Origin of the sequence: Acidovorax sp. (genome assembly GCF_021287135.1) — a bacterium.
Classification (GTDB): Bacteria; Pseudomonadota; Gammaproteobacteria; order Burkholderiales; family Burkholderiaceae_C; genus Acidovorax.
Map to the genome: position 1 here is coordinate 102,228 of NZ_JAJTBB010000021.1, position 25,200 is coordinate 127,427.

The following is a 25,200-nucleotide window of genomic DNA, read 5'->3' on the forward strand; positions in this document are numbered from 1 at the left end:
CATGAATGGTAGAACGGCGGCAATGCCCTTGCCAGCCGGGCGTTGGAACCGCCGTTGAAACGGCCCCGGCACCAGCCCCCTGCCGCCCGCTTGACCCTCAAGCGGCTTCAAGGTTTCCAATGGCTGCATGACCCAGGAACACACTCCGTCCACCCCGTGCTGCGGCAGCGCCTGCAGCAGCATCAGCAGCCCCCCGCCACCCGCCCCCCACAGCCATGCCGAGCACAGCCACGGCGCTCACGGCCCCGATTGCTGTGCACCCGCAGCCGCCGCCCAGCCGGGCGCTACCGGCTCGCCGCAGCCAGGCACGCGCTTTCGCATCGCCGCCATGGACTGCGCGGCCGAGGAAAGCGAGATCCGCCACGCGCTGGCCAGCGTGCCCGGCATCCGCGGGCTGGGCTTTCAGCTGGCGGCCCGCACGCTGGCCATCGACGCCCCTGCCGACGTGCTGCCGGCCGCCCTGGCCGCGATCCGCAAGGCGGGGTTCGACCCCGAGCCGCTGGACGCCGCCTCGGTCGCGGCGGCGCCCGCCGACGGCCTGCTGCGCCTGGGCGGCGCGCTGGCCCTGGCGGTGGGGGCCGAGGGGGTGGCGTTCTTCGCGCCCGACACGCAGGCATTCCGCGCCCTGGGCATGGTCGTGGCCGCCGCGGCCATTGGCCTGGCGGGCTTTTCCACCTACCGCAAGGGCCTGGCCGCCTTGCGCCAGGGGCGGCTGAACATCAATGCGCTGATGACGGTGGCCGTCACCGGCGCCTTCCTGATCGGCCAGTGGCCGGAAGCCGCCATGGTGATGGCGCTGTACGCCGTGGCCGAGCTGATCGAAGCGCGCGCGGTGGACCGGGCGCGCAATGCCATCCAGGGCCTGCTGGCCCTGGCGCCCGACACGGCGGAAGTGCGCCAGCCCGACGGCCGCTGGGCCGTGGCGGCGTGCGCCGACGTGCCGCTGGGGGCCACGGTGCGCGTGAAGCCCGGCGCCCGCATTCCGCTGGACGGCACCGTGGCGGCTGGCACCAGCGCCGTGAACCAGGCACCCGTCACCGGCGAGAGCATTCCGGTGGACAAGGGCGTGGGGGACGCCGTGTTCGCAGGCACCATCAACGACACCGGCCTGTTGGAGGTGACGGTGACCGCCGCCGCCAGCAACACCACGCTGGCGCGCATCATCCACGCCGTGGAGCAGGCCCAGGGCGCGCGAGCCCCCACGCAGCAGTTTGTGGACCGGTTTGCCGCCGTGTACACGCCCGCCGTTTTCGTGGCCGCGCTGCTGGTGGCGGTGCTGGGGCCCTGGGCGCTGGGCTGGGGAGGGATGGAGGCGCTGTACAAGGCGCTGGTGCTGCTGGTCATCGCCTGCCCCTGTGCGCTGGTGATTGCCACGCCCGTCACCGTGGTCAGCGCGCTGGCATCGGCCGCGCGGCGCGGCATCCTCATCAAGGGCGGCGTGTACCTGGAGGACGCGCACCGGCTGCGCGCCGTGGCGCTGGACAAGACCGGCACCCTCACCGAAGGCCGCCCCCGCCTGGTGGCGCAAGAGGTGCTGGCCACCACGGCCCCCGCGGCCCAGGTGCTGGGCTGGGCGGCCGCGCTGGCCGGGCACTCGGACCACCCCGTGTCGCGCGCCATTGCGCAGGGCCTGCACGACACGGCCGGCTCGGCAGCCGAACAGGCCGGCCCGGCGGTGCAAGGCTTTACCGCCTTGGCGGGCCGGGGCGTGCAGGGCCAGGTGGATGGGCGCACGCTGGTGCTGGGCAACCACCGGCTGATCGAAGAACGCGGCCTGTGCAGCCCCGCCCTGGAAGCGCGCCTGGCCGCCCACGAGCAGCAGGGCCGCACCGTGACGCTGCTGGCCGACGGCGCCGAAGTGCTGGCCGTGCTGGCCGTGGCCGACACCATCAAGCCCAGCTCGCGCGAGGCCGTTGCGCAGCTGCGCGCGCTGGGCGTGGCCACGGTGATGCTGACGGGCGACAACGCCACCACCGCCCGCACGATTGCGCACGAGGCCGGCCTCGACGAGGCCCGCGGCAACCTGCTGCCCGAAGAAAAGCTGGCCGCCATCGAAGCCCTGCAGGCGCAGCACGGCGCCCACGTGGCCATGGTGGGCGACGGCATCAACGACGCGCCCGCCCTGGCCCGCGCCGACATCGGCTTTGCCATGGGGGGCGCGGGCACCGACACGGCCATGGAAGCCGCCGACGTGGTCATCATGAACGACGACCTGCGCCGCATCCCCGAAGTGATCCGGCTGTCGCGCCACACGCGCGGCGTGCTGGTGCAGAACATCGTGATCGCGCTGGGCATCAAGGCCGTGTTCCTGGTGCTGGCGGTGGCGGGCCATGCCTCGATGTGGATGGCCGTGTTTGCCGACATGGGCGCCAGCCTGATCGTGGTGGCCAACGGGCTGCGCCTGCTGCGCGGCGCGCGGGCCTGACGGGAAGCGTCCAGAATTTGAATAAAAACTGCCTCCAGCGCTTATGCAGCAAGCGCAAGCAGCTCCGCTATTGATAGCAAGCTGCGCCCACCCCCGCAGCCACTGCCCGGGTTGGGCCGGCGTGCTGCCCGGCCGCAACCGCCGCGGCGCCCTGGCCCGCCGCGCCGCTGCCGCCCGCAGGGCGTTGCGCCGCCGCGCCAGGGCGGTAGCGCCGCGCCCCGCGCGTGACAGAATCGGCCCATGCTCGACCACACGGATCCCGTCGCGTCCATCATCCCGGCCCAGGGGCTGGATTCGCCGTCGGACAACGCCATGACGGCCCTGTCCCGGCTGGCGCTGGGGCCGGTGAACACCGATTACTACATCGCGGTGTTCGAGCGTTTTGACGCCACGGGCCGCACCACCACCACCTGGAACTGGGCCGCCTGCCTGGCCACGATCAGCTGGATGGTGTTCCGGCAGCTCTGGACGCCGGCACTGGTCTACGTGGCCGCCGCCGAAGGCCTGGCGCTGGGCGCGTTCGCCCTGGGACGCTCCGTGCTCCACTGGCCGATGGGCGTGGAACTGGGCGTGCTGGGCGCCGTGGCGGTGCTGGCCTTTGCGGTGCCGGGCCTGTACGGCAACGCCCTGCTCTACGCCGACATCCGCAAGCGCGTGGCCCGCGCACTGGCCGCTTCGCGCACCCTGCCCGAAGCCTGCCGGCTGCTGGAGCGGCAGGCCAGTTCGCGCAAGCGGCTGCAAGCGGTGGTGCTGGCCACCGGAGCCCTGGCAGCGGCCGCCGTGCTCGCCTTCCTGCTCTGGCCCGCGTCGCAGCCGCGCCCGCTGGCGCTGGAGCCTGCCGTGACCGTGGCCCAGGCAACGGCCGCCCACACCGCGCCGTCCGCCACCCCCAAAACCTTGCCGGTGGGCGAACTGCCGCCCCAGGCCCAGCCGCCCGTGGAGGCCGGCTCGGACGAAGCGGCACCGCCCGCCGCTGCACCGGCTTCCGCCCCCGCGTCCGCGGCGCCACCTGCACCTGCACCTGCACCTGCACCTGCACCGGCTCCGGCTCCGGCTCCGGCTCCGGCGCCCGCTACCGCGGCCGCACCGGCTCCTGCGGCGGCGGCCACCTCCGCACCGGCCAAGCCGGCCCCCAAGGCCGAGCCCAAAAAGGCGACGGCTTCCGACAACCACGGGCGCAAGCCTGCCGCCTCTGCCGCGAAAGCCTCCCCTGCCACCAAGCCGGCCCCACCGGCCGCGTCAGCCGCTTCTCCGGCGCCAGCACCAGCCCCCGTCGGATCGGCACCGGGCTACTACATCAACGTGGGGCTGTTTGCCGAGGAAGCCAATGCCCGCAAGGCCCAGGCGCGGCTGCTCAACGAAGGCCTGCCCGCCTTCCGCCAGGAGCTGCAGGGCGCCAAGGGCCGGCGCATCCGCGTGCGCGTGGGCCCCTACGCCAGCCGTGCGCAAGCCAACGCCGCAGCCGAGTCGATCCGCGCCATGGCGCTGGAGGCTGTGGTGTTCAAGCAGCCTTAGCACGCGTCCCAGAGGCCCACGGGCCGGCGGTCGGCCTCGGACCACCTCCAGCGCAGCGCATCCAGGCTGCCACCTGCTCCACCACCCACGCGGGGTCGTCCAGCGGCAGGTCGTGCCCGGCCCACGGGTGCAGCACCAGCGGCACGCCCCAGGCTGCGGCAATGGCGTGTGAGCAGGCGCAGTCCACCAAACCGTCCTGGCGGCTTGCCAGCAGCAGCATGCGCGGCACCGGCGCACTCGCGGGGGCACGGTAGCGCACGGCCGCCAGCAGCTGGCGCAGCGTGTTGCCGGCCGACACGGGCCGCTGGGTGCGCACGGCGGCCCACTGGCGCACTACGTCGTCCACGCCGTCGTCCGTGCGGCGGCTGGTCATGCGCAAGACGGTGCGCTCCACCGCTTCTGCCGACCCGCCGGCCAGCAGCAGGCGCAGCGCCGTGCCGTAGTTGCGCGGCCGCAGCCGCTGGTAGAACGGGCTGAAGGGCCGCAAGCTGGTGTTGACCAGCACGCAGGCCGCCACCTCGGCCGGTGCCTCCAGCGCCCACTGTGTGGCCACCATGGCGCCAAGCGACATGGCCAGCACGTGGTAGGGCGGCGCCACGCCGCGCGCGGCCAGCGCAGCGCGGCACGCCTGCGCCATGGCCGGCACCGACGCGGGCGACGCCTGGTGGTGCCATTCCCCATGGCCCGGCAGGTCCAGTGCCAGCACGCGGTCCTGCGGCAATGCGTGGGCCAGGCGGGCCGCAAAGTCGCCCCAGTGCGCGGTCTCGCGCGCCAGGCCCCGCAGCAGAATCCATTGGCGCACGGTGCAGCCCTCTTCGCGCATCACATCAATACCAGGCCGCCAGGGCTTGCGCACGCCGCCCGGCCCGCTGCGCGGGAGCGGGCGTCCACCGGTCGTGGCTGCAGGCCGCACGCGCCAGAAAGTCCAGCAGCGACACGTGGCGCCGCAGCACCCGCTGCTGGCGGTGGCTGATGAGCGGGTTGAAGATGCCGTTGCGCGAGAACAGCTGGCGCGGGTTCTTCTTGATCCACAGCCACGACCCCATCTCCAGCGTGAGCGGCAAAAAGGTGTGCTCCGGGCGTTCGCGGCAGGCCTGCAGGTACAAGTGGTCCCACAGGTCGCCGTGCGCCAGGTACTGCGCGCTTTGCGGCTCGATGGTGTACGGATGGTGGCTGTGGGCCTGCAGAAAGATCTCCTGCAGCGCATGCATCTCCGCCAGGTGCGCAATGGGCTTGCGCGTGTGGGCGAACGGGAACCACAGCCGGTCCTTCACGCCAAAGCCCGAGTGGCAGTCCAGCGCCATGCTGAACGGGCGCGCCAGCAGCTCCTGCTGCACCACCTCGCACAAGGCGGCGCTTTCCACCTCCAGCGGTTCCCCCAGGCGCCCGCGGTACCAGGGCAGCCCGGCGCTCACCCGCTGCCCACCGATCCACAACGGCACCCGGTCGGTGGCGTCGACCGGGGCATTGCGCATCAGGTCCACGCCGCGCGGATTGGCGCGCGTGGCCGCCCACATGCCGCCGGGGTTCACCACCGGCATGAACACAAGGCGCATGTGCTCCAGCTGGCGGTGCAGCAGGGTGTCCCACTGCAGCCGCATCACCAGGCTCTGCAGGTAGGCGATGACCACCTCGGCACCGATGCGCTCCAGCCCGTGCACCCCGCCAAAGAAGCCCATCGCGGGCACGTCCAGCGCCGGGTTGCCCAGGGCCATGGCATGGATGGGGAACCGGGCGCCGGAGGCCACCGCCACCTCCCGCACCACGCGCACCTGCAGGTGCGGCGCGCCCATTTCGATGATCTTCTCCAGCGCCAGCAGCTCGGGCAGGGTGTTCATGGCAACGGCGGGGCAGGCGCAGCGGGGGTGGACGGCAGGGATTGGCGCAGAGCATAGCCCCGGCCCCCGCCGCTGTGCAGCCCGCGCGGCGGGGTGTGGGATTTCAGCGAAACGACGCGCAGCTGTCACACAAGCGCGTTACCTTGCCTGCAACTCAACCTGTCGAAGAGGCGCACGATCATGCTCTGGAGATGGCTCGGACTGCAGCGGCTGCTGGATGAACTCTTTGATGCGCCGGGTGGGTTGAGTTTCGACCTGCCCCGCACCCATGAATGGTCCGTGTTCGACGACGCCGCCGTGCCGTCGTCACCCGACTGAAGCGCCATGGCCCGACAGGCATTGCGGTGGTGCACGCTGGGGTGCGTTCTGGCCTGGGGGCTGGTGGAGCTGATGGCCCTGCAGCGCCAGCGCCTGCACGTGTGGCGCCTGCGGCACCAGGGCGCACACCCTCGTTGACACTTTGCGCGCGACGGCGCGCACGGCTTGCCGCCCGTGATTTCTCGCGCAGCGCGCCTTGCATCCCATCCCGGCAAGGTGCTTGTGCGACCCCGAAAAGATTTTGAATAGGTTCTCAGGTTTTGCGCCGCAACCGCGCCGCACCTAGAATTGCGCACCTCCCTGCAAAGCAGGGGAGGCACTGTGCAACTCTGAACCCACAAGAAATCACCATCATGGCAACTGCAAAGAAGACCGCCGCACCGGCAAAGAAGGCCGTCAAGGCCGCAGCGCCCGCTGCTGCAAAGAAGGCGCCCGCTGCCGCCAAAAAGGCACCCGCTGCGGCAAAGAAGGCCGCTGCTCCCGCAGCCAAGAAGGCCGCTGCGCCCGCAGCCGCCGCAGGCGTCAAGCCCATCAAGGCCGCATTCAACAAGACCTCGCTGCTCGCCCACCTGGCCGAACAGGCCGGCGTGGAGCTGAAGGCTGCCAAGGCCGTGCTGTCCGCGCTGGAAGCCGCGATCCTGGGCTCCGTGCACAAGAAGGGTTCGGGCGAATTCACGCTGCCCGGCCTGATGAAGATCGGCCTGCAGCAGATCCCCGCGAAGAAGAAGCGCTTCGGCAAGGACCCCTTCACGGGCGAAGAGCGCTGGTTCCCCGCCAAGCCCGCGTCGGTCAAGATCAAGACCCGCGCCCTGAAGAAGCTCAAGGACGCCACGGCCTGAGCGCCTGACCCCCGGCAGTTCCCCTGCCAGCGCGGCGGCCCGGTGTGCACCGACCGCCGCACCCCCAAGACCCGTCGCCTCGCGGCCGCGGGTCTTTTCTTTTTTCGCGCGCCGGCCCGCGCGGCAGCGCAGTCCGCAGCTCAGGCCGGGCCGACCGCTGTTCGGGCGCGCGAGTCTGCCGCCTGCACGAAGGCCACCGTTTCACGCACCACGTCCGCGGGCCGGTCGCGGTGGGGCGAATGGCCGCAGTTGGACAGCTCCAGCAACTGCGTGCCGGGCACACGCTGCGCAATGCCGCGAATCTGCGCCAGCGTGCCGTACTCGTCATCGAGCCCCTGCACGGCCAGCACCGGCGCGTCCACCGACGCCAGCTCGGCCTCGATGTTCCAGGTGCGGAACGCGGGGTCCAGCCAGATGCGGTTCCAGCCCCAGAAGGCCGAATCCGGGTCATCGTGGTAGCGGCCCAGCCGCGCACGCAGGTCGCCCGCCTGGTAGGCGGCGCGGGCCTTCTCGATGTTGCGCACCGTGATGTCTTCCACCAGGATGTGCGGCGCCAGCACCACCAGCCCGCGCACGTTGTGCGCACACGCGGCCGCATGCAGCAGCGCAATCGACGCGCCGTCGCTGTGCCCGAAAAGCCAGACCGGCTCCCGCACACCCACGGCCGCGAGCAAACCGGGCAGCACCTGCTGCGCCTGCTGGTGCATGAAGTCCACGCCCCACGCCTCCTGCGGCGCCCGGGGCGTGGAGCGCCCGTAGCCCGGCCGTGAAAAGACCAGCCCGCGAAACCCGCCCGCCGCGCACAGCTGGTGCGGGAAGTCCTTCCACATCGCCAGCGATCCCAGCCCTTCGTGCAAGAACACCACCAGCGGCGCGCCCTCGCGCTCCGGCGCGATCCATTGGTACTCCAGGCGTACCGTGCGGTCCCCCCAGGGCACGGCGGCAAAGGCGCTGGCGGCCTTCTCGCCGTTCATGCCCGCGCCTCCCGCTCGCGCAGCCGAAAGCGCTGGATCTTGCCCGTGGCGGTCTTGGGCAACTCGGGAAGGAACTCGATGAAGCGCGGGTATTTGTAGGGCGCCAGGCGCTCCTTCACGAAGGCCTGCAGCGCCTCTTGCGTGGCGGCCTGCCCGTCCTTGAGCACCACGAAGGCCTTGGCCTTGGTCAGGCCCTGGGCGTCCTGCGTGCCGATCACCGCCGCCTCCAGCACGGCGGGGTGCTGCATCAGCGTGGATTCCACCTCGAACGGCGACACGTAGATGCCGCTGACCTTGAGCATGTCGTCGCTGCGGCCGGCATAGGTGTAGTAGCCCTCGGCGTCGCGCACGTACTTGTCGCCGCTCTTGGTCCAGCCGCCCTGGAAGGTCTCGCGCGTCTTGTCGCGCTGGCCCCAGTACAGCAGCGCCGCGCTGGGGCCGCGAATGTACAGCTCGCCCACCTCGCCGTCGGCCACGGGCTGTCCGTCTTCGCCCTGCAACGCGACCTCGTAGCCCGGCACGGGCTTGCCCGTCGTGCCGTAGCGGATGTCGCCGGGCCGGTTGGACAGGAAGATGTGCAGCATCTCCGTGGAGCCGATGCCGTCGATGATGTCGCAGCCGAAGTGCGCCTTGAAACGCTGGGCGATTTCGGCCGGCAGCGCCTCCCCGGCCGAGGAGCACATGCGCAGGGCGACCGCCGCGCGCTCCGGCAGCCGCGGCGAGGCCAGCATGCCCGCAAAGCCCGTGGGCGCGCCGAAGAACACCGTGGGCCGGTGCTCCACCCAGCGCTGGAAGGTGGCATCGGGCGTGGGGCGCTCGGCCATCAGCACCACCGTGGCGCCCACGGACAGCGGGAAGGTGAGCGCGTTGCCCAGTCCGTAGGCAAAGTACAGCTTGGCGGCCGAGAAGCACACGTCGTCGCGGGTGAGGCCCAGCACGGGCTTGCCGTACAGCTCGGCCGTCCACCACAGGTTGCCGTGGGTGTGCACCGTGCCCTTGGGCTTGCCGGTGGAACCCGAGGAATACAGCCAGAAGCCGGGATCGTCCGCCCCCGTGGGCGCCGCGGCCGGCAAGGGCTGCGCGGCGCCGATGGCTGCCTCCAGATCGCGCGCTGCGGCGGGCAGCGTGCCCACGGACTGGGACACCAGCAGCGTCCCTACCTCGTGCGGGCCTTGCGCCAGGGCCTGCGACAACACGGGCAGCAGCGCGCCCGACACCAGCGCGGCCTGGGCGCGGCTGTGGGCCAGCATGTAGGCATAGTCGGCCACCGTGAGCAGCGTGTTCACCGCCACCGGCACCACGCCGGCATACAGGCACCCCAGAAAGCACGCCGGCCAGTCGCTGGTGTCATGCATCAGCAGCAGCACACGCTCCTCGCGCCGCACGCCCGCCTCCAGCAGCACCGTGGCCACCCGGCGCGCCCGGTCTTCCAGCGCGCCATACGCCAGGCGGCCGCGGTCGTCGATGTAGGCCGTGCGGCCGGCGTGCTCCCGGTTGAGATCGAACAGATGCGCCGCAAAGTTGAACCGTTCCGGCAGGCTGGTCATGGGAGGGCCTCCAAGTTCCTGGGGGGCCACCGGCGCGTTGGCGGATCAAAAGGAAAACCGGAAGCGTCGGCGGGCGGGGACAATCAGCACAGCGCACGCCATTGATGTGCGTCCTTGCGGAACCGGAAGATGTGCAGTATTTTGCCTCCGCATGAACCTTAATTAGTGCTTGACCTGATGTCAAGCACTATAGTGCATGAACCCTCTCTCCTCCGCGCTCTCGCTGGCGCGGCGGCCCGGCCCAAGCTCCATGGAATCCTCTGACACCGCCGAACTTCCGCAGACCGCCGACGAGGCCCGCAACCCGCTGCTGACGGCACTGGGCGAACGCGTGCGCAACCTGCGCGCGCAGCGCGGGCTGACCCGCAAGGCCGCAGCCCAGGCGGCCGGGGTGTCGGAACGGCACCTTGCCAACCTGGAGTACGGCACGGGCAATGCATCCATCCTTGTGCTCCACCAAGTCGCCAGCGCGTTGCACTGCCCGCTGGCCGAGCTGCTGGGCGACTTCACCACCCGCTCGCCAGAGTGGCTGCTGATCCGCGAACTGCTGGAACACCGCAGCGAGGCCGAGCTGCGCCGGGCGCGGCTGGCGCTGCACGCGCTGCTCAACAGCGGCGCCAGCGACACGGCGCGGCACGGGCGCATCGCGCTGATCGGGCTGCGCGGCGCGGGCAAGTCCACCCTGGGCCCGCTGCTGGCGCGCGATCTCGGCGTGCCGTTCATTGAGCTGAGCCGCGAGATCGAAGCCCTGGCCGGTTGCAGCGTGCGCGAGATCCACGACCTGTACGGCGCCACGGCCTACCGCCGCTACGAGCGCCGCGCGCTGGAGGAGGTGGTGCAGATCCACGCCGACGTCGTGATTGCCACGCCGGGGGGCATCGTCTCGGACCCCGCCACGTTCAACGAATTGCTGGCGCATTGCACCACCGTGTGGCTGCGCGCCGCGCCCGAGGAGCACATGGGCCGCGTCCTTGCGCAAGGCGACATGCGCCCGATGGCTGCCAGCCGGGAAGCCATGGACGACCTGCGCCGCATCCTGGAGGGGCGCGCGGCCTTCTACTCGAAAGCCGACCTGACGGTGGACACCTCCGGCCGCACGCTGGAAGAGAGCTTGCGGCAGCTGCGCACCGGCGTGCGGCAGCTGATGGACCGCGCCGCCACCTGAGCCTCGATTCGCGCAGCGGTCCCCAGCCGCGCCCACCACAGCCGTGGCAGTGCAGGCACCGCAGGCATTGACTTGGGCGAAAACATGCATGATCATGCACATCAACACGGTTGATTTGCATTATTTTGCCTATTTTCTCCGAGAGAGACGCCCATGACCGCCGAGCCCCAGCCGCCTGCACGCGTTGACTACCGCACCGACCCTTCGCAGTACCGCCACTGGAAGCTCTCGGTGGACGGTCCGGTCGCCCGCCTGACCCTGGACATTGCCGAAGACGGCGGCATTCGCCCCGGCTACAAGCTCAAGCTCAACAGCTACGACCTCGGGGTGGACATCGAACTGCACGACGCGCTCAACCGCATCCGCTTTGAGCACCCGACCGTGCGCACCGTGGTGGTCACCAGCGCCCGGGACCGTGTCTTCTGCTCGGGCGCCAACATCTTCATGCTGGGTGTCTCCAGCCACGCGTGGAAAGTGAACTTTTGCAAGTTCACCAACGAGACGCGCAACGGCATCGAGGATTCCTCGCAGCACTCGGGCATCAAGTTCGTGGCCGCCGTCAACGGCGCCTGCGCCGGCGGCGGCTACGAGCTGGCCCTGGCCTGCGACGAGATCGTGCTGGTGGACGACCGCTCGTCCGCCGTGTCGCTGCCCGAAGTCCCGCTGCTGGGCGTGCTGCCCGGCACCGGCGGGCTGACCCGCGTCACGGACAAGCGCCATGTGCGCCACGATCTGGCCGACATCTTCTGCACCAGCGTGGAGGGCGTGCGCGGCCAGCGCGCGGTGGACTGGCGCCTGGTGGACCGCATTGCCAAGCCCGCGCAGTTCGCCGCCGTGGTCCAGGAGACGGCGGCGCGCCTGGCCCAGGGCAGCCCCCGCCCCGCGCAGGCCCGGGGCATCGTGCTGCCGCGCATCGAGCGGGACGAAACAGCCGACGGCCTGCGCTACGCGCACGTCCATGTCGACATTGACCGCATGCGCCGCACCGCCACGCTGACGCTGCACGCCCCCGCCGGGCCACAGCCCACGGACGCCGCGGGCATCGAGGCCGCAGGCGCCGCCTGGTGGCCGCTGGCGCTGGCGCGCGAGCTGGACGATGCCATCCTGCACCTGCGCACCAACGAACTGCAGATCGGCACCTGGCTGCTCCAGACCGCGGGCGATGCGCAGGCCGTGCTGGCCAGCGACGCCACCTTGCTGGCGCACCAGGACCACTGGCTGGCGCGTGAGACCCTGGGTGCGCTGCGCCGCACCTTCGCGCGGCTGGATGTGTCCTCGCGCAGCCTGTTCGCGCTGGTGCAGCCAGGCTCGGCCTTCGCGGGCTCGCTGGCCGAACTGGCCTTCGCGGCCGACCGCACCTACATGCTGGCCCTGCCGGACGACGCCGCGCGCGCGCCCCGGCTCACGCTCAACGAATTCAACTTTGGCCTGCTGCCGCTGGTGAACGGCCAAAGCCGCCTGCAGCGCCGCTTCTACGCGGAAAGCGCCCCGCTGGAAGCCGCCCGCGCCGCCGCAGGCCAGGCGCTGGACGCCGATGCCGCACTGGGCCTGGGCCTGGTCACCGCCGCACCCGATGACATCGACTGGGACGACGAAATCCGCATCGCCATCGAAGAGCGCGCCGCCATGTCGCCCGACGCGCTGACCGGGCTGGAGGCGAACCTGCGCTTTGCGGGCCAGGAGAACATGGCAACCCGCATCTTCGGCCGCCTGACAGCGTGGCAGAACTGGATCTTCAACCGCCCCAACGCGGTGGGCGACAAGGGCGCGCTCAAGGTCTATGGCACGGGCGAGAAGGCCGGATTCGACTGGAACCGCGTCTAGCCATCCACCACCACCCCGGCCGTTCTGGCGCAGGCCGAACGGGTCGCCGGCTTCCCCATCCTGCAGGAGACAACCATGAGCGCCATCAACTACAGCGAGAAGATTCCCAACAACGTGAACCTGGGCGAAGACCGCACGCTGCAGCGCGCGCTCGAGGGCTGGCAGCCCAACTTCATCCAGTGGTGGGACGACGTGGGCCCCGAGGGCTCGACGAACCATGAGGTCTATCTGCGCACCGCCGTCAGCGTGGACCCGGGCGGCTGGGCGCAGTTCGGCCATGTGAAGATGCGCGACTACCGCTGGGGCATCTTCCTGAACCCGGGCGACGCCAACCGTGAGATCCACTTCGGCGACCACAAGGGCGAGAAGGCCTGGCAAGACGTGCCCGGCGAGCACCGCGCCAACCTGCGCCGCATCATCGTGACGCAGGGCGACACCGAGCCCGCGTCGGTGGAGCAGCAGCGCCACCTGGGCCTCACGGCGCCCAGCCTGTACGACCTGCGCAACCTGTTCCAGATCAACGTGGAGGAAGGGCGCCACCTCTGGGCCATGGTGTACCTGCTGCACAAGCACTTCGGCCGCGACGGCCGCGAGGAGGCCGAGGCGCTGCTGCAGCGACAGTCGGGCGACGTGGACAACCCCCGCATCCTGGGCGCCTTCAACGAGAAGACGCCCGACTGGCTGGCCTTCTTCATGTTCACCTACTTCACCGACCGCGACGGCAAGTTCCAGCTCTCGGCGCTGGCCGAAAGCGCGTTCGATCCGCTGGCGCGCACCACCAAGTTCATGCTGACCGAGGAAGCGCACCACATGTTCGTGGGCGAGAGCGGCATCTCGCGCGTGCTGGCGCGCACCGCGCAGGTGATGAACGAGCTCAAGACCGACGACCCGGCCCGGGTGCGCGCGGCCGGCGCCATCGACCTGCCCACCATCCAGCGCTACCTGAACTTCCACTACAGCGTGACCATCGACCTCTTCGGCGCAGACCAGTCGAGCAACGCCGCCACGTTCTACAGCGCGGGCCTGAAGGGCCGGTACGAGGAGGGCAAGCGCGAGGACGACCACATCCTCAAGGGCCACACCTACCGCGTGCTGGAGGTGCACAACGGCCAGCTGGTGGAAAAGGAAGTGCCCCTGCTCAATGCCCTGAACGAGGTGCTGCGCGACGACTTCATCAAGGACTCGATGGCCGGCGTGGCGCGCTGGAACAAGGTGCTGGAAAAGGCGGGCATCGCCAGCCGGCTGGCCGTGCCGCACAAGGCCTTCAACCGCCAGATCGGCGCACTGGCGGGCATTCGCATGTCGCCCGACGGCCGCGTGGTGAGCGAGGCCGAGTGGGCCGCACGCAAGGGCGAATGGCTGCCCACCGACGAGGACTTTGCCTTCGTGGCCTCGCTCATGGGCCGCGTGGCGGAGCCCGGCAAGTTCGCGGGCTGGATCGCGCCGCCGGTGATGGGCATCAACCGGCAACCCGTCGATTTCGAATACGTGCGCTTCAACTAGGGGCCGCCATGGCATCGGTCGAAATTTGCGCCGCCCCTGAGACCATGGACACGACCCCGCTGATTGGCAACGGCATCCTGCGGCAGCACCTGATCGACCCCGAGATCTGCATCCGCTGCAACACCTGCGAGGCCACCTGCCCGGTGAATGCCATCACGCACGACGACCGCAACTACGTGGTGCGGGCCGAGGTGTGCAACGGCTGCATGGCCTGCATCGCGCCCTGCCCCACGGGCTCCATCGACAACTGGCGCGCGGTGCCGGTGGCGCGCGCCTACAGCATCGAGGAGCAGCTGGGCTGGGACGCGCTGCCGGCCGAACAACCGCCCAGCGCCTGGGCCGCCGAGGACGCGTCGCAGCACGCCACGCCAGCGCCGGCCACCGCACCCGCGGCGCCGAGCGCCGAGCCCGGCGCGCAGCCGTTCCACGCGGCCCGCTACGGCGCAAGCGTGCCGCCCTGGTCCGCCGCCCACCCCTACACCAACCTGTTTCCGCCCAAGAGCCCCACCACCGCCACCGTGGTGGGCAACTACAACTGCACCGAAGCCGGCTTTGCCAGCGAGACGCACCATGTGGTGCTGGACTTCGGCAGCCTGCCGTTTCCGGTGCTGGAAGGGCAGTCCATCGGCATCGTCCCGCCCGGCACGGACGCGCAGGGCCGGCCGCACCGTGCGCGGCAGTACTCCGTGGCCAGCCCGCGCAACGGCGAGCGGCCGGGCTACAACAACCTGGCGCTCACGGTGAAGCGGGTGACCGTGGACCACCAGGGCAACGCCCTGCGGGGCGTGGCTTCCAACTACGTATGCGACCTGCGAGTGGGCGACACGGTGCAGGTGGTGGGGCCGTTCGGCAGCTCGTTCCTGATGCCCAACCATCCGCGCTCGCACATCGTGATGGTATGCACCGGCACCGGCAGCGCTCCCATGCGGGCCATGACCGAATGGCGCCGCCGCCTGCGCAGCAGCGGCAAGTTCGAGGGCGGCAAGCTGCTCTTGTTCTTCGGCGCCCGCACGCAGCAGGAACTGCCCTACTTCGGCCCGCTGCAGAGCCTGCCCAAGGATTTCATCGATATCCACCTGGCGTTCTCGCGCACGCCGGGCCAGCCGCGGCGCTACGTGCAGGACCTGATGCGCGAGCGCGCCGCGGACCTGGCCGCGCTGCTGCGCGACGGCAACACGCACTTTTACGTGTGCGGGCTCAAGAGCATGGAAGAAGGCGTGGTGCTGGCCCTGCGCGACATTGCCGAGGACAGCGGACTCGCTTGGGAAACGCTGGGGGCCACCCTGCAGCGCGAAGGGCGCCTGCACCTGGAAACCTATTGAACGGGCGCAAACACGCCAGTTCTTGGCCAAATGGGGCCGTAGCGCTTGCTGCACAAGCGCAAGCAGCTATCAAATTTGTAGCGCAATTTTCTGCAACGCAGCCACCTGCGCCCCGCGCCCTGCCGCCTTGTGCGCCAGCGGGCGCTGCGGCCGGGTTGCTCGCTCGTCCTACAGGGCGCACCGGCAACACCGCCCTACGATTGCACAGCCCCCACTGCGGCGCCACGCTCTTTGCCGTGGTGCCGGTGCCGCCAGGAGCCTGCGCATGACCGTCCTGCCCGTGTCCGTCGACTCGCCCGTCCCCCCGCCTTCCGCCGCAGCGCTGGCCGCCGAGGTGGTCATGCCGTTCACCCAGGGCCTGCGCGGCCATGCCAGCGTGCACGAGCAGGCCACCCGCCAGGAGATTGCCCGGCGCGTGGCGGCCCTCAAGGGCTGCGCCTGCATTGAAGAAATTCCCCAGCCGCTGTGGCCCCGGCGCACCTACCTGGTGCCCAGCGACACCTTGCTTGCGGCCGTGGCGCAGCCACTCGGGATCGTCGGGCCGGACGATCTGCTGGGCGGCGTGGTGCCGCACGCGTTCGTGGCCACCAAGGCCATCAGCCACCCGCTGGTGGCCGCCGATGCCGCCGCCCCTGCCGGCTGGAACACCGCGCTGGCGGGCCTCATCCACCACGCCGTGCTGCCCGGCTTTGCCGCGTTCTCCCGCCCGGACGCCCAACGCGCGGGGGAAGCGCTGCTGGCCGCGGGCGCCGTGCGCGTGAAGCCCGTGGGCGCCACCGGTGGCCGCGGCCAGACGGTGGTGCGCGATGCGCCCGCGCTGGCCGCCTGCCTGGCGGCGCTGGACCATGCCGCCGTGCTGGAGCAGGGCGTAGTGCTGGAGCGCAACCTGACCGAAGTGCGGACCTACAGCGTAGGCCAGGTGCGCGTGGCCGGCGTGCTGGCTTCCTACCATGGCGTGCAGTACCTCACCACGGACAACACCGGCGCGCAGGCCTACGGCGGCTCGGACCTGACAGTGGTGCGGGGCGACTTCCACGCGCTGCGGGCCGCCCTGGGTGCCGGCCCGGTGCGCACGGCCGTGGACCAGGCCCTGGCGTACGACGCGGCCGTGCGCGACTGCTATCCCGGCTTTTACGCGTCGCGCATCAACTACGACGTGGCGCAAGGCCTGGACGCGGACGGCCAATGGCGCTCAGGCGTGCTGGAACAGTCCTGGCGCATCGGGGGCGCCACGGGCGCCGAGGTGGCGGCACTGGAGGCGTTCCAAGCCGACGGGGCGCTGCACACCGTCCAAGCGCGTTGCGTGGAACGCTACGGGCCGGCGGCCCGCGTGCCCGAGCGGGCCACGCTGTATTTCCAGGGCGAGGACCCCGAGGCCGGCCCTCTCACCAAATACGCCGAGGTGCTGCGCGATGGCCACACGGCATAGAACGGTTCAGATCCCCTCGGGGGACCGCACCATTGCCGGCACGCTGGTGGCGCCGGACACCGTGGTGCCCGGCGTGATGCTCGTGCACGGCTGGGACGGCAGCCAGCAGCAATACCTGGCCCGGGCGCACGCCATCGCGGCCCTGGGCTGCATCTGCCTGACCTTCGACTTGCGGGGCCATGCGCGCGACAAGGCCCACCGCGACACCGTCACGCGCGAGGACAACCTCAACGACATGCTGGCCGCGTACGACCTGCTCACCGGCCACCCGGCCGTGGATGCCAACGCCGTGGCGGTGGTGGGCAGCAGCTATGGCGGGTACCTGGCCGCCGTGCTCAGCGCGCTGCGGCCCATCCGCTGGATGGCCCTGCGCGCCCCGGCGCTGTACAAGGACGAGGACTGGCTGGTGTCCAAGCAGCACCTGGACCGGCAGGAGATTGCACGCTACCGCGCCATGAAGCTGCCGCCCAGCAGCAACCGCGCCCTGGCCGCCAGCGCGATCTTCGAAGGCGACGTGCTCCTGGTCGAGTCCGAGCACGACACCATCGTGCCCCACCCCGTCATCGAGAACTACCGTGCGGCCTTTCTGCGCACCCGGTCCATGACCTACCGGGTCATCAAGGACGCGGACCACAGCCTGGCGAAGCCCGAATGGAGCGAGGCCTACACCGCCATGCTGGTGAAGTGGATGAAGGAAATGATGGGGATCACCAAGGACTCTGCGGCCCCCGCGCCCTCCTGAGCGCGCCACGGCCCTGGCCGCCCCGTGGAGGCGCGGCCGCTGATGGTCTTCATCAACCTTGTCCGACAGCCGGGCTGCCTGCCAGGTGGGCCAATGGGATCACCCCGACAACGTTCTGGAGGCCCCATGTCAAAGACCCACCGCTCCGGTTTGGACTCCTACCACCTCAAGCCCCGTGCGCTCAAGCGCTTGCGCCAGTGGGAAGCCATGGCACGCACGCGCCCGGTTCCGCTGCGGTTCCCCGAGCCTGAGCCCCCGGTGTGGAAACCCCTGGGCTGACCGCGTTGCCACCCTCCCCATCCACCGCTGCACCGCCGAGCGACGCGACCACCCAGAAGCAACAGCGCATCCAGTCCGCGCAAGACCAGCAGGACCAGCGCGCCGCACAGGCGTCGCAGGCCGCGCCCGAAGCGCAGCCCGCGCCCGGCCCCGGCCCCGGCCGCGGCGAGCCTGCGCCACCGCTGCCGCAGCAGCACCTGACCAAACCCGGCCACGAGGCCGACATGCAGCTGGCCCCCCAGTACCAGGCGCCCCACTACCGCGGCAGCGGCAAGCTGGAAGGGTTTTCGGCCCTCATCACCGGCGGCGACTCGGGCATTGGCCGGGCCGTGGCGGTGCTGTTTGCGCGCGAAGGCGCGGACGTGGCCATCGCCTACCTCTCCGAACACGACGACGCGGAGCAAACACGCGAGCTGGTGGAGGCCGAGGGCCGCCGATGCATCACCCTCGCGGGCGATGTGAAGAATGCGTCGTTCTGCGCCGACGCCGTGCGCCAGGTGGTGAAGGCGTTTGGCAAACTCAATGTGCTGGTGAACAACGCGGCGTTCCAGGAACATGCGGCGTCGCTGGAAGACCTGACCGAAGAGCGTTTTGACGAAACCTTCCGCACCAACATCTACGGCTATTTCCACATGGCCAAGGCCGCCCTGCCCCACCTGCAGCGGGGCGACGCCATCATCAACACGGGCTCGGTCACCGGGCTCAAGGGCAGCAAGGAGCTGCTGGACTATTCGGCCACCAAGGGGGCCATCCACGCCTTCACCAAGGCGCTGGCGCACAACCTGGCCGACCAGGGCATCCGCGTGAACGCGGTGGCGCCCGGCCCGGTCTGGACGCCACTGAACCCGGCAGACAAGTCGCCCGAGGACATTGCAAAGTTCGGGCAGCAGACGCACCTGGGCCGCCCGGCCCAGCCGGAGGAGATCTCGCCCGCCTATGTGTTTTTGGCGGCGCCGTGCTGCTCCAGCTATATCACGGGCACGGTGCTGCCGATCACCGGCACGGCGGGCGACGGCGCCTAGCGGCGGGTGCGGAGCGCGCCAGGGCGGCCCGCACCGCCCGCCGCGTCAGGCCAGGTCCCAGGCCACCGTGGCCTCAAGGGCCGCCCATTCCGCATCGGTAAACAGCCGCGACCGCGTGTGGAAGGCCTTGCCCGTGTTGCCTTCCAGCGAGAACGTGCCGCCCTGCCCTTCCACCACGTCCAGGATGAGCTGGGTGTGCTGCCAGTACGCGTACTGCGACTTTCCGATGTAGAACGGCACGCCACCCACCTCCCCCAGCAGCACGTCCTGCGCGCCGATGGTGAGGTCGGTGGGCAGGTAGCAGTTGGCGGCGCTGTTGTCGCAGCACCCGCCACTCTGGTGAAACAGCAGGTCCCGCCCGTGCTGGGCCTGCAGCAGGGCCAGCAGTTCCAGTGCGGCCGGCGTGGCCACCACGCGGGGCGGCGGCGGGGGCGGTGCGGTGGACATGGCAGGGGCTGCGCTGCTGCGGCGATCAGGCCGTCATGGCACCGCGGAAGATGCCTTCGATGTCGGCCTGCGTGGCAGGGCGCGGGTTGGTAAGTCCGCAGGCGTCCTTGAGCGCGTTGGCGGCCAGCAACGGGATGTCGCCGTCCTTCACGCCGAGGTCGGCCAGGCACTTGGGGATGCCGATGTCCAGCGCCAGCTGGCGGATGGCGGCCAGGCAGGCCTGGGCGCCCGCTTCGGCGTCCAGCCCCGCCACGTCCACACCCATCGCCTGGGCCACGTCGCGCAGGCGCGCGGCCGACGTGGAAACGTTGAACGCCTCCACATGCGGCAGCAGCAGCGCGTTGCACACGCCGTGGGGCAGGTCGTAAAAGCCGCCCAGCTGGTGTGCCATGGCATGCACATAACCCAGCGATGCGTTGTTGAACGCCATGCCCGCCAGGAACTGCGCATACGCCATCTGCTCGCGGGCATTCAAGTCATCGCCATGGTTCACGGCGGTGCGCAGGTGGCGGGCAATCAGCTCCACCGCCTTCAGCGCGCAGGCGTCGGTGATGGGCGTGGCGGCGGTGGACACATAGGCCTCCACCGCATGGGTCAGGGCATCCATGCCGGTGGCAGCGGTCAGCCCCTTGGGCTTGGCCAGCATCAGCTCGGGGTCGTTGACGGACAGGAGGGGCGTGACGTTGCGGTCCACGATGGCCATCTTGATGTGCCGCGTCTCGTCGGTGATGATGCAAAAGCGCGTCATCTCGCTGGCGGTGCCGGCGGTGGTGTTGATGGCCACCAGCGGCAGTTGGGGCTTGGCGGAGCGGTCCACGCCTTCATAGTCGGCAATCTCGCCGCCATTGGTGGCGCACAGGGCGATGCCCTTGGCGCAGTCGTGGGGCGAGCCGCCGCCTAGCGAGATCACGAAGTCGCACTGCTCGGCCCGCAGCTGCGCCAGCCCGGCGCGCACATTGCCCACCGTGGGGTTGGGCTGGGTGCCGTCAAACACCACCGACGCAATCTGCTCCGCGGCCAGCTGCGCCTGGATGCGTGCCGCCACGCCCAGCTTGCTGAGCACGGCATCGGTCACGATCAGTGCCTTGCGAAAGCCGTGGCCCTTCAGGGCCGTGATGGCCTCCTGCAGGCACCCTGCGCCCATGATGTTGACACTGGGCATGAAAAACGTACTGCTGCTCATCGCGAACCTCCTGGATGGATTGAACCGACGGCCCGCGCGCCAGCCGCGCTGGCTGGCACGGCCCCGGGCAATGGACTCCCCGGGGCAGGCCGCTTCGCCAAAAATCGTACGCCCGCACGGGCGCACCGAGGCGGGCAAGCCGCCTCAGCCCTTGCGGCCTGTCAAAAGAAGCCCAGCTTGTTTTCGCTGTAGCTCACGAGCAAGTTCTTGGTCTGCTGGTAGTGGTCCAGCATCATCTTGTGGGTCTCGCGGCCGATGCCCGATTCCTTGTAGCCACCGAAGGCCGCGTGCGCCGGGTAGGCGTGGTAGCAGTTGGTCCACACGCGACCGGCCTTGATGGCGCGGCCCATGCGGTAGGCCACGTTGCCGTTGCGGCTCCACACGCCGGCGCCCAGGCCGTACAGCGTGTCGTTGGCAATGGCCAGCGCCTCGGCCTCGTCCTTGAAGGTGGTCACGGCCAGCACGGGGCCGAAGATCTCTTCCTGGAAGATGCGCATCTTGTTGTGGCCCTTGAACAGCGTGGGCTGCACGTAATAGCCGCCCTCCAGGTCGCCGCCCAGATGGGCCTGGCCGCCGCCGGCGAGCACCTCGGCGCCCTCCTGCTTGCCCAGGTCGAGGTACGAGAGGATTTTGGTGAGCTGCTCCTTGGACGCCTGCGCACCCATCATGCTGTCGGTGTCCAGCGGGTTCTGGTGCTTGATGGCGGCCACGCGCTTCAGGACACGTTCCATGAACTTGTCGTAAATGCTTTCCTGGATCAGCGCACGGCTGGGGCAGGTGCAGACCTCGCCCTGATTGAACGCAAACAGCACCAGGCCTTCAATGGCCTTGTCCAGGAAGGCATCGTCCTTGTCCATGATGTCGGCAAAGAAGATGTTGGGACTCTTGCCACCCAGCTCCAGCGTGGCGGGGATCAGGTTGTTGGCGGCGGCCTGGGCGATGACGCGGCCGGTGCTGGTGGAGCCGGTGAACGCAATCTTGGCGATGCGCTTGCTGGTGGCCAGCGGCATGCCCGCCTCGCGGCCGAAGCCGTTGACGATGTTGAGCACGCCCGGGGGCAGCAGGTCGGCAATCAGCTCGACCAGCACCAGGATGGAAATGGGCGTGGACTCGGCAGGCTTGAGCACCACGCAGTTGCCTGCGCCCAGGGCGGGGGCCAGCTTCCACGCAGCCATCAGGATGGGGAAGTTCCACGGAATGATCTGGCCCACCACGCCCAGCGGTTCGTGGATGTGGTACGCCATGGTGTTCTCGTCGATCTCGCTGATGCCGCCTTCCTGCGCGCGCACGCAGCCCGCAAAGTAGCGGAAGTGGTCCGCGGTCAGGGGGATGTCGGCGTTGAGCGTCTCGCGGATGGCCTTGCCGTTGTCCACGGTTTCGGCATAGGCCAGCAGTTCCAGGTTCTGCTCGATGCGGTCGGCAATCTTGAGCAGGACGTTGGCGCGGGTGGCGGCGTCGGTCTTGCCCCACTTGTCGGCCGCGGCGTGGGCGGCGTCCAGCGCGAGTTCGATGTCTTCGGCGGTGGAGCGGGCGGCCTGCGTGTAGACCTTGCCGTTGACCGGCGAGATCACGTCGAAGTACTGGCCCTTGACCGGGGCCACGAATTTGCCGCCGATGAAGTTGTCGTAGCGGGGCTTGTAGACGATCTTGGCGCCAGCGGCGCCGGGGGCTGCATACACGGTCATGGTGGTTGTCTCCGGTGGTGTTATGGACATCTGGCAGCACAAGCGCCTGCCAGATGCGAGCCACGCATCAAATCCCGTGCCAGCCCACCACAAGCTTCTAACCCGTTGATTTTCAACGAGCTTCCTGCAAATCACGGCACGGTGCGTGTGACAGGGCGTCCGCTCCAGAACGCGACAGCTGTCTCGAAATGGAACAGTTGACCGGGCCAGGGGGTCGTGGCGCTTGCCGGGGGACCGGGGCGCCGCCATACTGGGCCGACCCCACTGAAAAGGCGCGACGACGCCCGGGGACGGAGACAAACCCGATGCGTTCAACATCCACATCCGTGGCGCTGCGGCAAGCGCGGCAGCATCTGCTGGAAACCGGCCAGTGCCCCAGCGGCCTGGTGGACGACCGCTTGGCGCGGTCCTGGCGGCGCAGCCTGGACAACGGCCTGGCTCCCACCGGGCGCCTGGGCTGCCACGACAACCTGGAGCACCCGGCCCTGCGGCAGCTGCGCAGCCTGCACCAGGAACTGCTGGCCCACTCGCGCCCGGTCATGGAATACCTGTTCGAGCAGGTGCGTGACAGCCAGAGCGTGGTGGTGCTGGCCAGCCCGTGCGGGACGCTGGTGGACACCTGCGGCGACCCCTACTTTCTCGGCAAGGCCGAGCGGGTGGCGCTGACCAGCGGCGCCTCCTGGCACGAAGCGCAGCGGGGCACCAATGCCATCGGCACCGCACTGGCCGAGATGGCCCCCGTGGAAGTCCACGGCGCGGAGCATTTTCTGGAACGCAACGGCTTTCTGACCTGCGCCGCAGCGCCTATCCTTTCGGGCACCGGGCAGTTGCTGGGCATTCTGGACATCTCCAGCGAGCACAGCCGGGGCAATCCGCACACGCTCGGGCTGGTGAGCACGGCCGCCCACATGATCGAGAACCGCCTGCTGGTGTCCGGCAGCCAGCGGCACATCCGCCTGCACCTGCACCCCCATCCCGAAGGGATCGGCACGGTGGCGGAGGGCATCGTGCTGGTCTCGGAGGACGGGTGGGTGGTCGGCGCCAACCGCAGCGCCCTCGCGATGTTGCGCCTGTCAGCGGGACAGCTCGGCAGCGTCTCCCTGGACCAGGTGCTGGACGCCCGCCTGGACGATCTGATGCAGCGGCACCAGCGCCGCCCGGAGGCCCCGCTGTCCCTGCGGCGCCACGATGGCGCGGCCCTGTTCGGCCAGTTGGTGCCCGACCGGCGAACTGTGCGTGCCACGCCCGCGCAGCCCCCCACCCCGCAGGCGCCGGACGACGCCCTGGCGCGGCTGGACACCGGGGACGCGCGCTGGCGCGCCGCGGCCGCCAAAACGCGGCGGGTGCTGGACAAGCCGATTCCCCTGCTGATCCAGGGCGAATCGGGCGTGGGCAAGGAGTGGTTTGCACGCAGTGCCCACCAGAGCGGCCCGCGCCGCAACGGCCCGTTTGTGGCCGTCAACTGTGCCGCGCTGCCGGAATCGCTGATCGAATCGGAGCTGTTTGGCTACGCCGCGGGTGCGTTCACCGGCGGGCGGCGCGAGGGGCGTGCAGGCTTGCTGCGCGAAGCCCATGGCGGCACGCTGTTTCTGGACGAAATTGGCGACATGCCGCTGGCGCTGCAAACCCGGCTGCTGCGCGTGCTGCAAGAGCGCCAGGTGGTGCCGCTGGGCAGCGCGCAGCCGGTGGCCGTGGATTTCGCCCTGGTATGCGCGTCCCACCGCCATCTGCGCGAGGAGGCAGAGCAAGGCCGGTTCCGCTCCGACCTGTACTACCGGATCAACGGGCTTGCCGTGGAGTTGCCGCCGTTGCGCGAGCGCACCGATTTCGAGGCGCTGAGCCAGCAACTGTTGCAGAGCATCGAGCCGGGCCGCACGCTGCGCCTGGCGCCCTCCGTCATGGCGGCCCTGCAGAACTACCGCTGGCCCGGCAACCTGCGCCAGTGCGCCAGCGTGCTGCGCACCGCCGTCGCCATGCTGGACGCGCACGAAGACCGGGTGGAATGGCACCACCTGCCCGACGACTTCCAGCATGAGCTTCAGCGCGCGGAACGGTTTGCCGCCGAGCCGCAGCCGGCACGCGCCCCGCAGAATCTGGACGAGCTGTCGCAGTCTGCCATCCAGCAAGCCCTGGAGAGCTGCCGCGGCAACATGAGCCATGCGGCCCGCACTCTGGGCATCAGCCGCCAGACGCTCTACCGCAAGCTGGCGCAGCGCAAGCAGCGCGCGGCACGCTGAGGGCGGTGGGCCGCTGCCGGGCTTACCGGCGGTCGCCCCGGGCATAGGCCCGGACCGCGTCCACGGCCTGCTCGCGCGACGGCCATACGGCATCGCTGACCGGGACGTTGTGGCCGTCCACCAGCAGGCTGCGCACGGTGAACTCGCCCTGGCGGGTCCGCCCCAGCACGGCGGAATACGACGTGCCGTCGGATTCGCCAAAGACGTTCTCTTCCTGCTCCCATGGATCCGGCATGTCAGCTCCCATTGTTCGGTGGCTGCCGATTGTGGGCGCGCCCCCGGGCCGTCGGTGTAGGCCAAGCGCCCTTCGGGCCTGTTCAGGATCGGTGCGGGGGCGCAACAGCTGCCGCGCGGCCCCTGCGCGTGGGATGATGCAGCGCATGGCACCGCGCAAGACCCTGCTGATCGTCTACCACTCGATGACGGACGGAACCCGCCAGATGGCCCAGGCGGCGTGCGACGGAGCCGCGGCCGATCCGCAAGCCCCTGTGCAGGTGCGGCTGCTGCACGCGGCGCAGGCCGGCGCTTCGGACATCCTGGGCGCTGACGGCTACGTGTTCGCCACGCCCGAGAATCTCGCGGCCATCAGCGGGCAGCTCAAGGACTTCTTTGATCGCAGTTACTATGCAGTGCTTGATCAAGTGAACGGCCGCCCGTACGCCAGCCTGGTCTGCGCCGGCACCGATGGACAGGGTGCCGCCAGACAGATCGAGCGGATCGCCACCGGCTGGCGCCTGAAACCCGTTGCCGAACCCCTGATCGTGTGCACCCATGCCCAGACTCCGCAAGCCATCCTGGCGCCCAAGCGCATTCCCGACGACGCCCTTCTGCGCTGCAGGACGCTGGGCGAAGCCTTTGCGCAAGGCTTGGCGCTGGGCGTTTTCTGAGCCCGCTCCGACCAGCGCC

General features: G+C 70.1%; 23 protein-coding genes. 15 read left to right on the top strand and 8 right to left on the bottom strand.

From position 1 onward, the window contains the following. Positions 1 to 127: 127 nt before the first annotated feature. Complete coding sequence (locus LWW96_RS05195) at positions 128 to 2,425, top strand: heavy metal translocating P-type ATPase (RefSeq protein ID WP_291484701.1); 2,298 nt, start codon at positions 128 to 130, stop codon at positions 2,423 to 2,425. A gap of 240 nt (positions 2,426 to 2,665) precedes the next feature. Further along, on the top strand, positions 2,666 to 3,940 hold the full coding sequence (locus LWW96_RS05200) for an SPOR domain-containing protein (protein WP_291484703.1): 1,275 nt from the start codon (positions 2,666 to 2,668) through the stop codon (positions 3,938 to 3,940). Here the strand turns inward: LWW96_RS05200 and LWW96_RS05205 are convergent. Both LWW96_RS05205 and LWW96_RS05210 read right to left on the bottom strand, forming a co-directional pair. Beyond that, a complete protein-coding gene (locus LWW96_RS05205) occupies positions 3,927 to 4,742 on the bottom strand; it encodes an alpha/beta hydrolase (RefSeq protein ID WP_291484705.1) in 816 nt (271 codons plus the stop codon). The two genes, LWW96_RS05200 and LWW96_RS05205, sit on opposite strands and share 14 nt — an antisense overlap. A 25-nt stretch (positions 4,743 to 4,767) precedes the next feature. Beyond that, positions 4,768 to 5,778 (bottom strand): M14 family zinc carboxypeptidase, encoded by a 1,011-nt coding sequence (locus LWW96_RS05210; RefSeq protein WP_291484707.1) that lies wholly within the window; start codon positions 5,776 to 5,778, stop codon positions 4,768 to 4,770. 180 nt (positions 5,779 to 5,958) lie between these two features. Here LWW96_RS05210 and LWW96_RS05215 point away from each other — a divergent pair, with 180 nt between their 5' ends. The 3 genes from LWW96_RS05215 (at position 5,959) to LWW96_RS05225 (ending at position 6,935) form a co-directional block, all read left to right on the top strand. Then, the gene (locus LWW96_RS05215; protein ID WP_291484710.1) at positions 5,959 to 6,096 is read left to right on the top strand and encodes a hypothetical protein; all 138 of its coding nucleotides are present in this window, start codon (positions 5,959 to 5,961) and stop codon (positions 6,094 to 6,096) included. Between the two features lie 6 nt (positions 6,097 to 6,102). Further along, positions 6,103 to 6,234 carry a hypothetical protein gene (locus tag LWW96_RS05220; protein ID WP_291484712.1) on the top strand — a complete coding sequence of 44 codons (132 nt, stop codon included), beginning with the start codon at positions 6,103 to 6,105 and terminating at the stop codon, positions 6,232 to 6,234. 215 nt (positions 6,235 to 6,449) lie between these two features. Then, positions 6,450 to 6,935 carry an HU family DNA-binding protein gene (locus tag LWW96_RS05225; RefSeq protein ID WP_291484714.1) on the top strand — a complete coding sequence of 162 codons (486 nt, stop codon included), beginning with the start codon at positions 6,450 to 6,452 and terminating at the stop codon, positions 6,933 to 6,935. Between the two features lie 140 nt (positions 6,936 to 7,075). Here the strand turns inward: LWW96_RS05225 and LWW96_RS05230 are convergent, their stop codons facing one another. Both LWW96_RS05230 and LWW96_RS05235 read right to left on the bottom strand, forming a co-directional pair. After that, positions 7,076 to 7,909, bottom strand: a complete 834-nt coding sequence (locus tag LWW96_RS05230; protein WP_291484717.1) for an alpha/beta hydrolase — start codon at positions 7,907 to 7,909, stop codon at positions 7,076 to 7,078. After that, entirely contained in the window at positions 7,906 to 9,456 is a 1,551-nt protein-coding gene (locus LWW96_RS05235; protein WP_291484719.1) for a benzoate-CoA ligase family protein, read from the bottom strand. Before LWW96_RS05235 ends, LWW96_RS05230 begins: the two co-directional genes overlap by 4 nt. A 250-nt stretch (positions 9,457 to 9,706) precedes the next feature. Here LWW96_RS05235 and LWW96_RS05240 point away from each other — a divergent pair, with 250 nt between their 5' ends. The 8 genes from LWW96_RS05240 to LWW96_RS05275 all read left to right on the top strand — a co-directional run bounded on the left by LWW96_RS05240 (position 9,707) and on the right by LWW96_RS05275 (position 18,742). Next, positions 9,707 to 10,621, top strand: a complete 915-nt coding sequence (locus tag LWW96_RS05240; protein WP_291484984.1) for a helix-turn-helix transcriptional regulator — start codon at positions 9,707 to 9,709, stop codon at positions 10,619 to 10,621. Between the two features lie 153 nt (positions 10,622 to 10,774). Then, positions 10,775 to 12,445: a 2,3-epoxybenzoyl-CoA dihydrolase gene (gene boxC / locus LWW96_RS05245; protein WP_291484720.1), complete on the top strand. Its 1,671-nt coding sequence runs from the start codon at positions 10,775 to 10,777 to the stop codon at positions 12,443 to 12,445. 75 nt (positions 12,446 to 12,520) lie between these two features. Next, the gene (gene boxB, locus LWW96_RS05250; RefSeq protein WP_291484722.1) at positions 12,521 to 13,948 is read left to right on the top strand and encodes a benzoyl-CoA 2,3-epoxidase subunit BoxB; all 1,428 of its coding nucleotides are present in this window, start codon (positions 12,521 to 12,523) and stop codon (positions 13,946 to 13,948) included. A 44-nt stretch (positions 13,949 to 13,992) separates the two neighbouring features. Next, on the top strand, positions 13,993 to 15,270 hold the full coding sequence (gene boxA, locus LWW96_RS05255; RefSeq protein ID WP_291484724.1) for a benzoyl-CoA 2,3-epoxidase subunit BoxA: 1,278 nt from the start codon (positions 13,993 to 13,995) through the stop codon (positions 15,268 to 15,270). 265 nt (positions 15,271 to 15,535) lie between these two features. After that, positions 15,536 to 16,699: a DUF3182 family protein gene (locus LWW96_RS05260; protein WP_291484726.1), complete on the top strand. Its 1,164-nt coding sequence runs from the start codon at positions 15,536 to 15,538 to the stop codon at positions 16,697 to 16,699. After that, a complete protein-coding gene (locus LWW96_RS05265) occupies positions 16,683 to 17,441 on the top strand; it encodes an alpha/beta fold hydrolase (RefSeq protein WP_291484728.1) in 759 nt (252 codons plus the stop codon). Before LWW96_RS05260 ends, LWW96_RS05265 begins: the two co-directional genes overlap by 17 nt. Positions 17,442 to 17,567: 126 nt before the next feature. Then, positions 17,568 to 17,720, top strand: coding sequence for a hypothetical protein (locus LWW96_RS05270; protein ID WP_291484730.1), 153 nt, complete (start codon positions 17,568 to 17,570; stop codon positions 17,718 to 17,720). 5 nt (positions 17,721 to 17,725) lie between these two features. Then, positions 17,726 to 18,742, top strand: coding sequence for an SDR family oxidoreductase (locus tag LWW96_RS05275; RefSeq protein ID WP_291484732.1), 1,017 nt, complete (start codon positions 17,726 to 17,728; stop codon positions 18,740 to 18,742). A 45-nt stretch (positions 18,743 to 18,787) separates the two neighbouring features. Here LWW96_RS05275 and LWW96_RS05280 read toward each other — a convergent pair whose 3' ends face one another. From LWW96_RS05280 to adh, 3 genes are all read right to left on the bottom strand, one after another. After that, positions 18,788 to 19,189 (bottom strand): DUF779 domain-containing protein, encoded by a 402-nt coding sequence (locus LWW96_RS05280; protein ID WP_291484734.1) that lies wholly within the window; start codon positions 19,187 to 19,189, stop codon positions 18,788 to 18,790. Positions 19,190 to 19,214: 25 nt separating this feature from the next. Continuing rightward, the gene (gene yiaY / locus LWW96_RS05285) at positions 19,215 to 20,372 is read right to left on the bottom strand and encodes an L-threonine dehydrogenase (protein WP_291484735.1); all 1,158 of its coding nucleotides are present in this window, start codon (positions 20,370 to 20,372) and stop codon (positions 19,215 to 19,217) included. Positions 20,373 to 20,533: 161 nt separating this feature from the next. Beyond that, positions 20,534 to 22,057, bottom strand: coding sequence for an aldehyde dehydrogenase (gene adh, locus LWW96_RS05290; RefSeq protein WP_291484737.1), 1,524 nt, complete (start codon positions 22,055 to 22,057; stop codon positions 20,534 to 20,536). Positions 22,058 to 22,362: 305 nt separating this feature from the next. On the opposite strand from adh, the gene LWW96_RS05295 reads away from it, so the two are divergent. Beyond that, the gene (locus LWW96_RS05295; protein ID WP_291484739.1) at positions 22,363 to 24,294 is read left to right on the top strand and encodes a sigma-54-dependent Fis family transcriptional regulator; all 1,932 of its coding nucleotides are present in this window, start codon (positions 22,363 to 22,365) and stop codon (positions 24,292 to 24,294) included. A gap of 22 nt (positions 24,295 to 24,316) precedes the next feature. Here the strand turns inward: LWW96_RS05295 and LWW96_RS05300 are convergent, their stop codons facing one another. Further along, positions 24,317 to 24,529, bottom strand: a complete 213-nt coding sequence (locus LWW96_RS05300) for a hypothetical protein (protein ID WP_291484741.1) — start codon at positions 24,527 to 24,529, stop codon at positions 24,317 to 24,319. 145 nt (positions 24,530 to 24,674) lie between these two features. On the opposite strand from LWW96_RS05300, the gene LWW96_RS05305 reads away from it, so the two are divergent. After that, complete coding sequence (locus LWW96_RS05305; RefSeq protein ID WP_291484743.1) at positions 24,675 to 25,181, top strand: NAD(P)H-dependent oxidoreductase; 507 nt, start codon at positions 24,675 to 24,677, stop codon at positions 25,179 to 25,181. Positions 25,182 to 25,200: the final 19 nt, after the last annotated feature.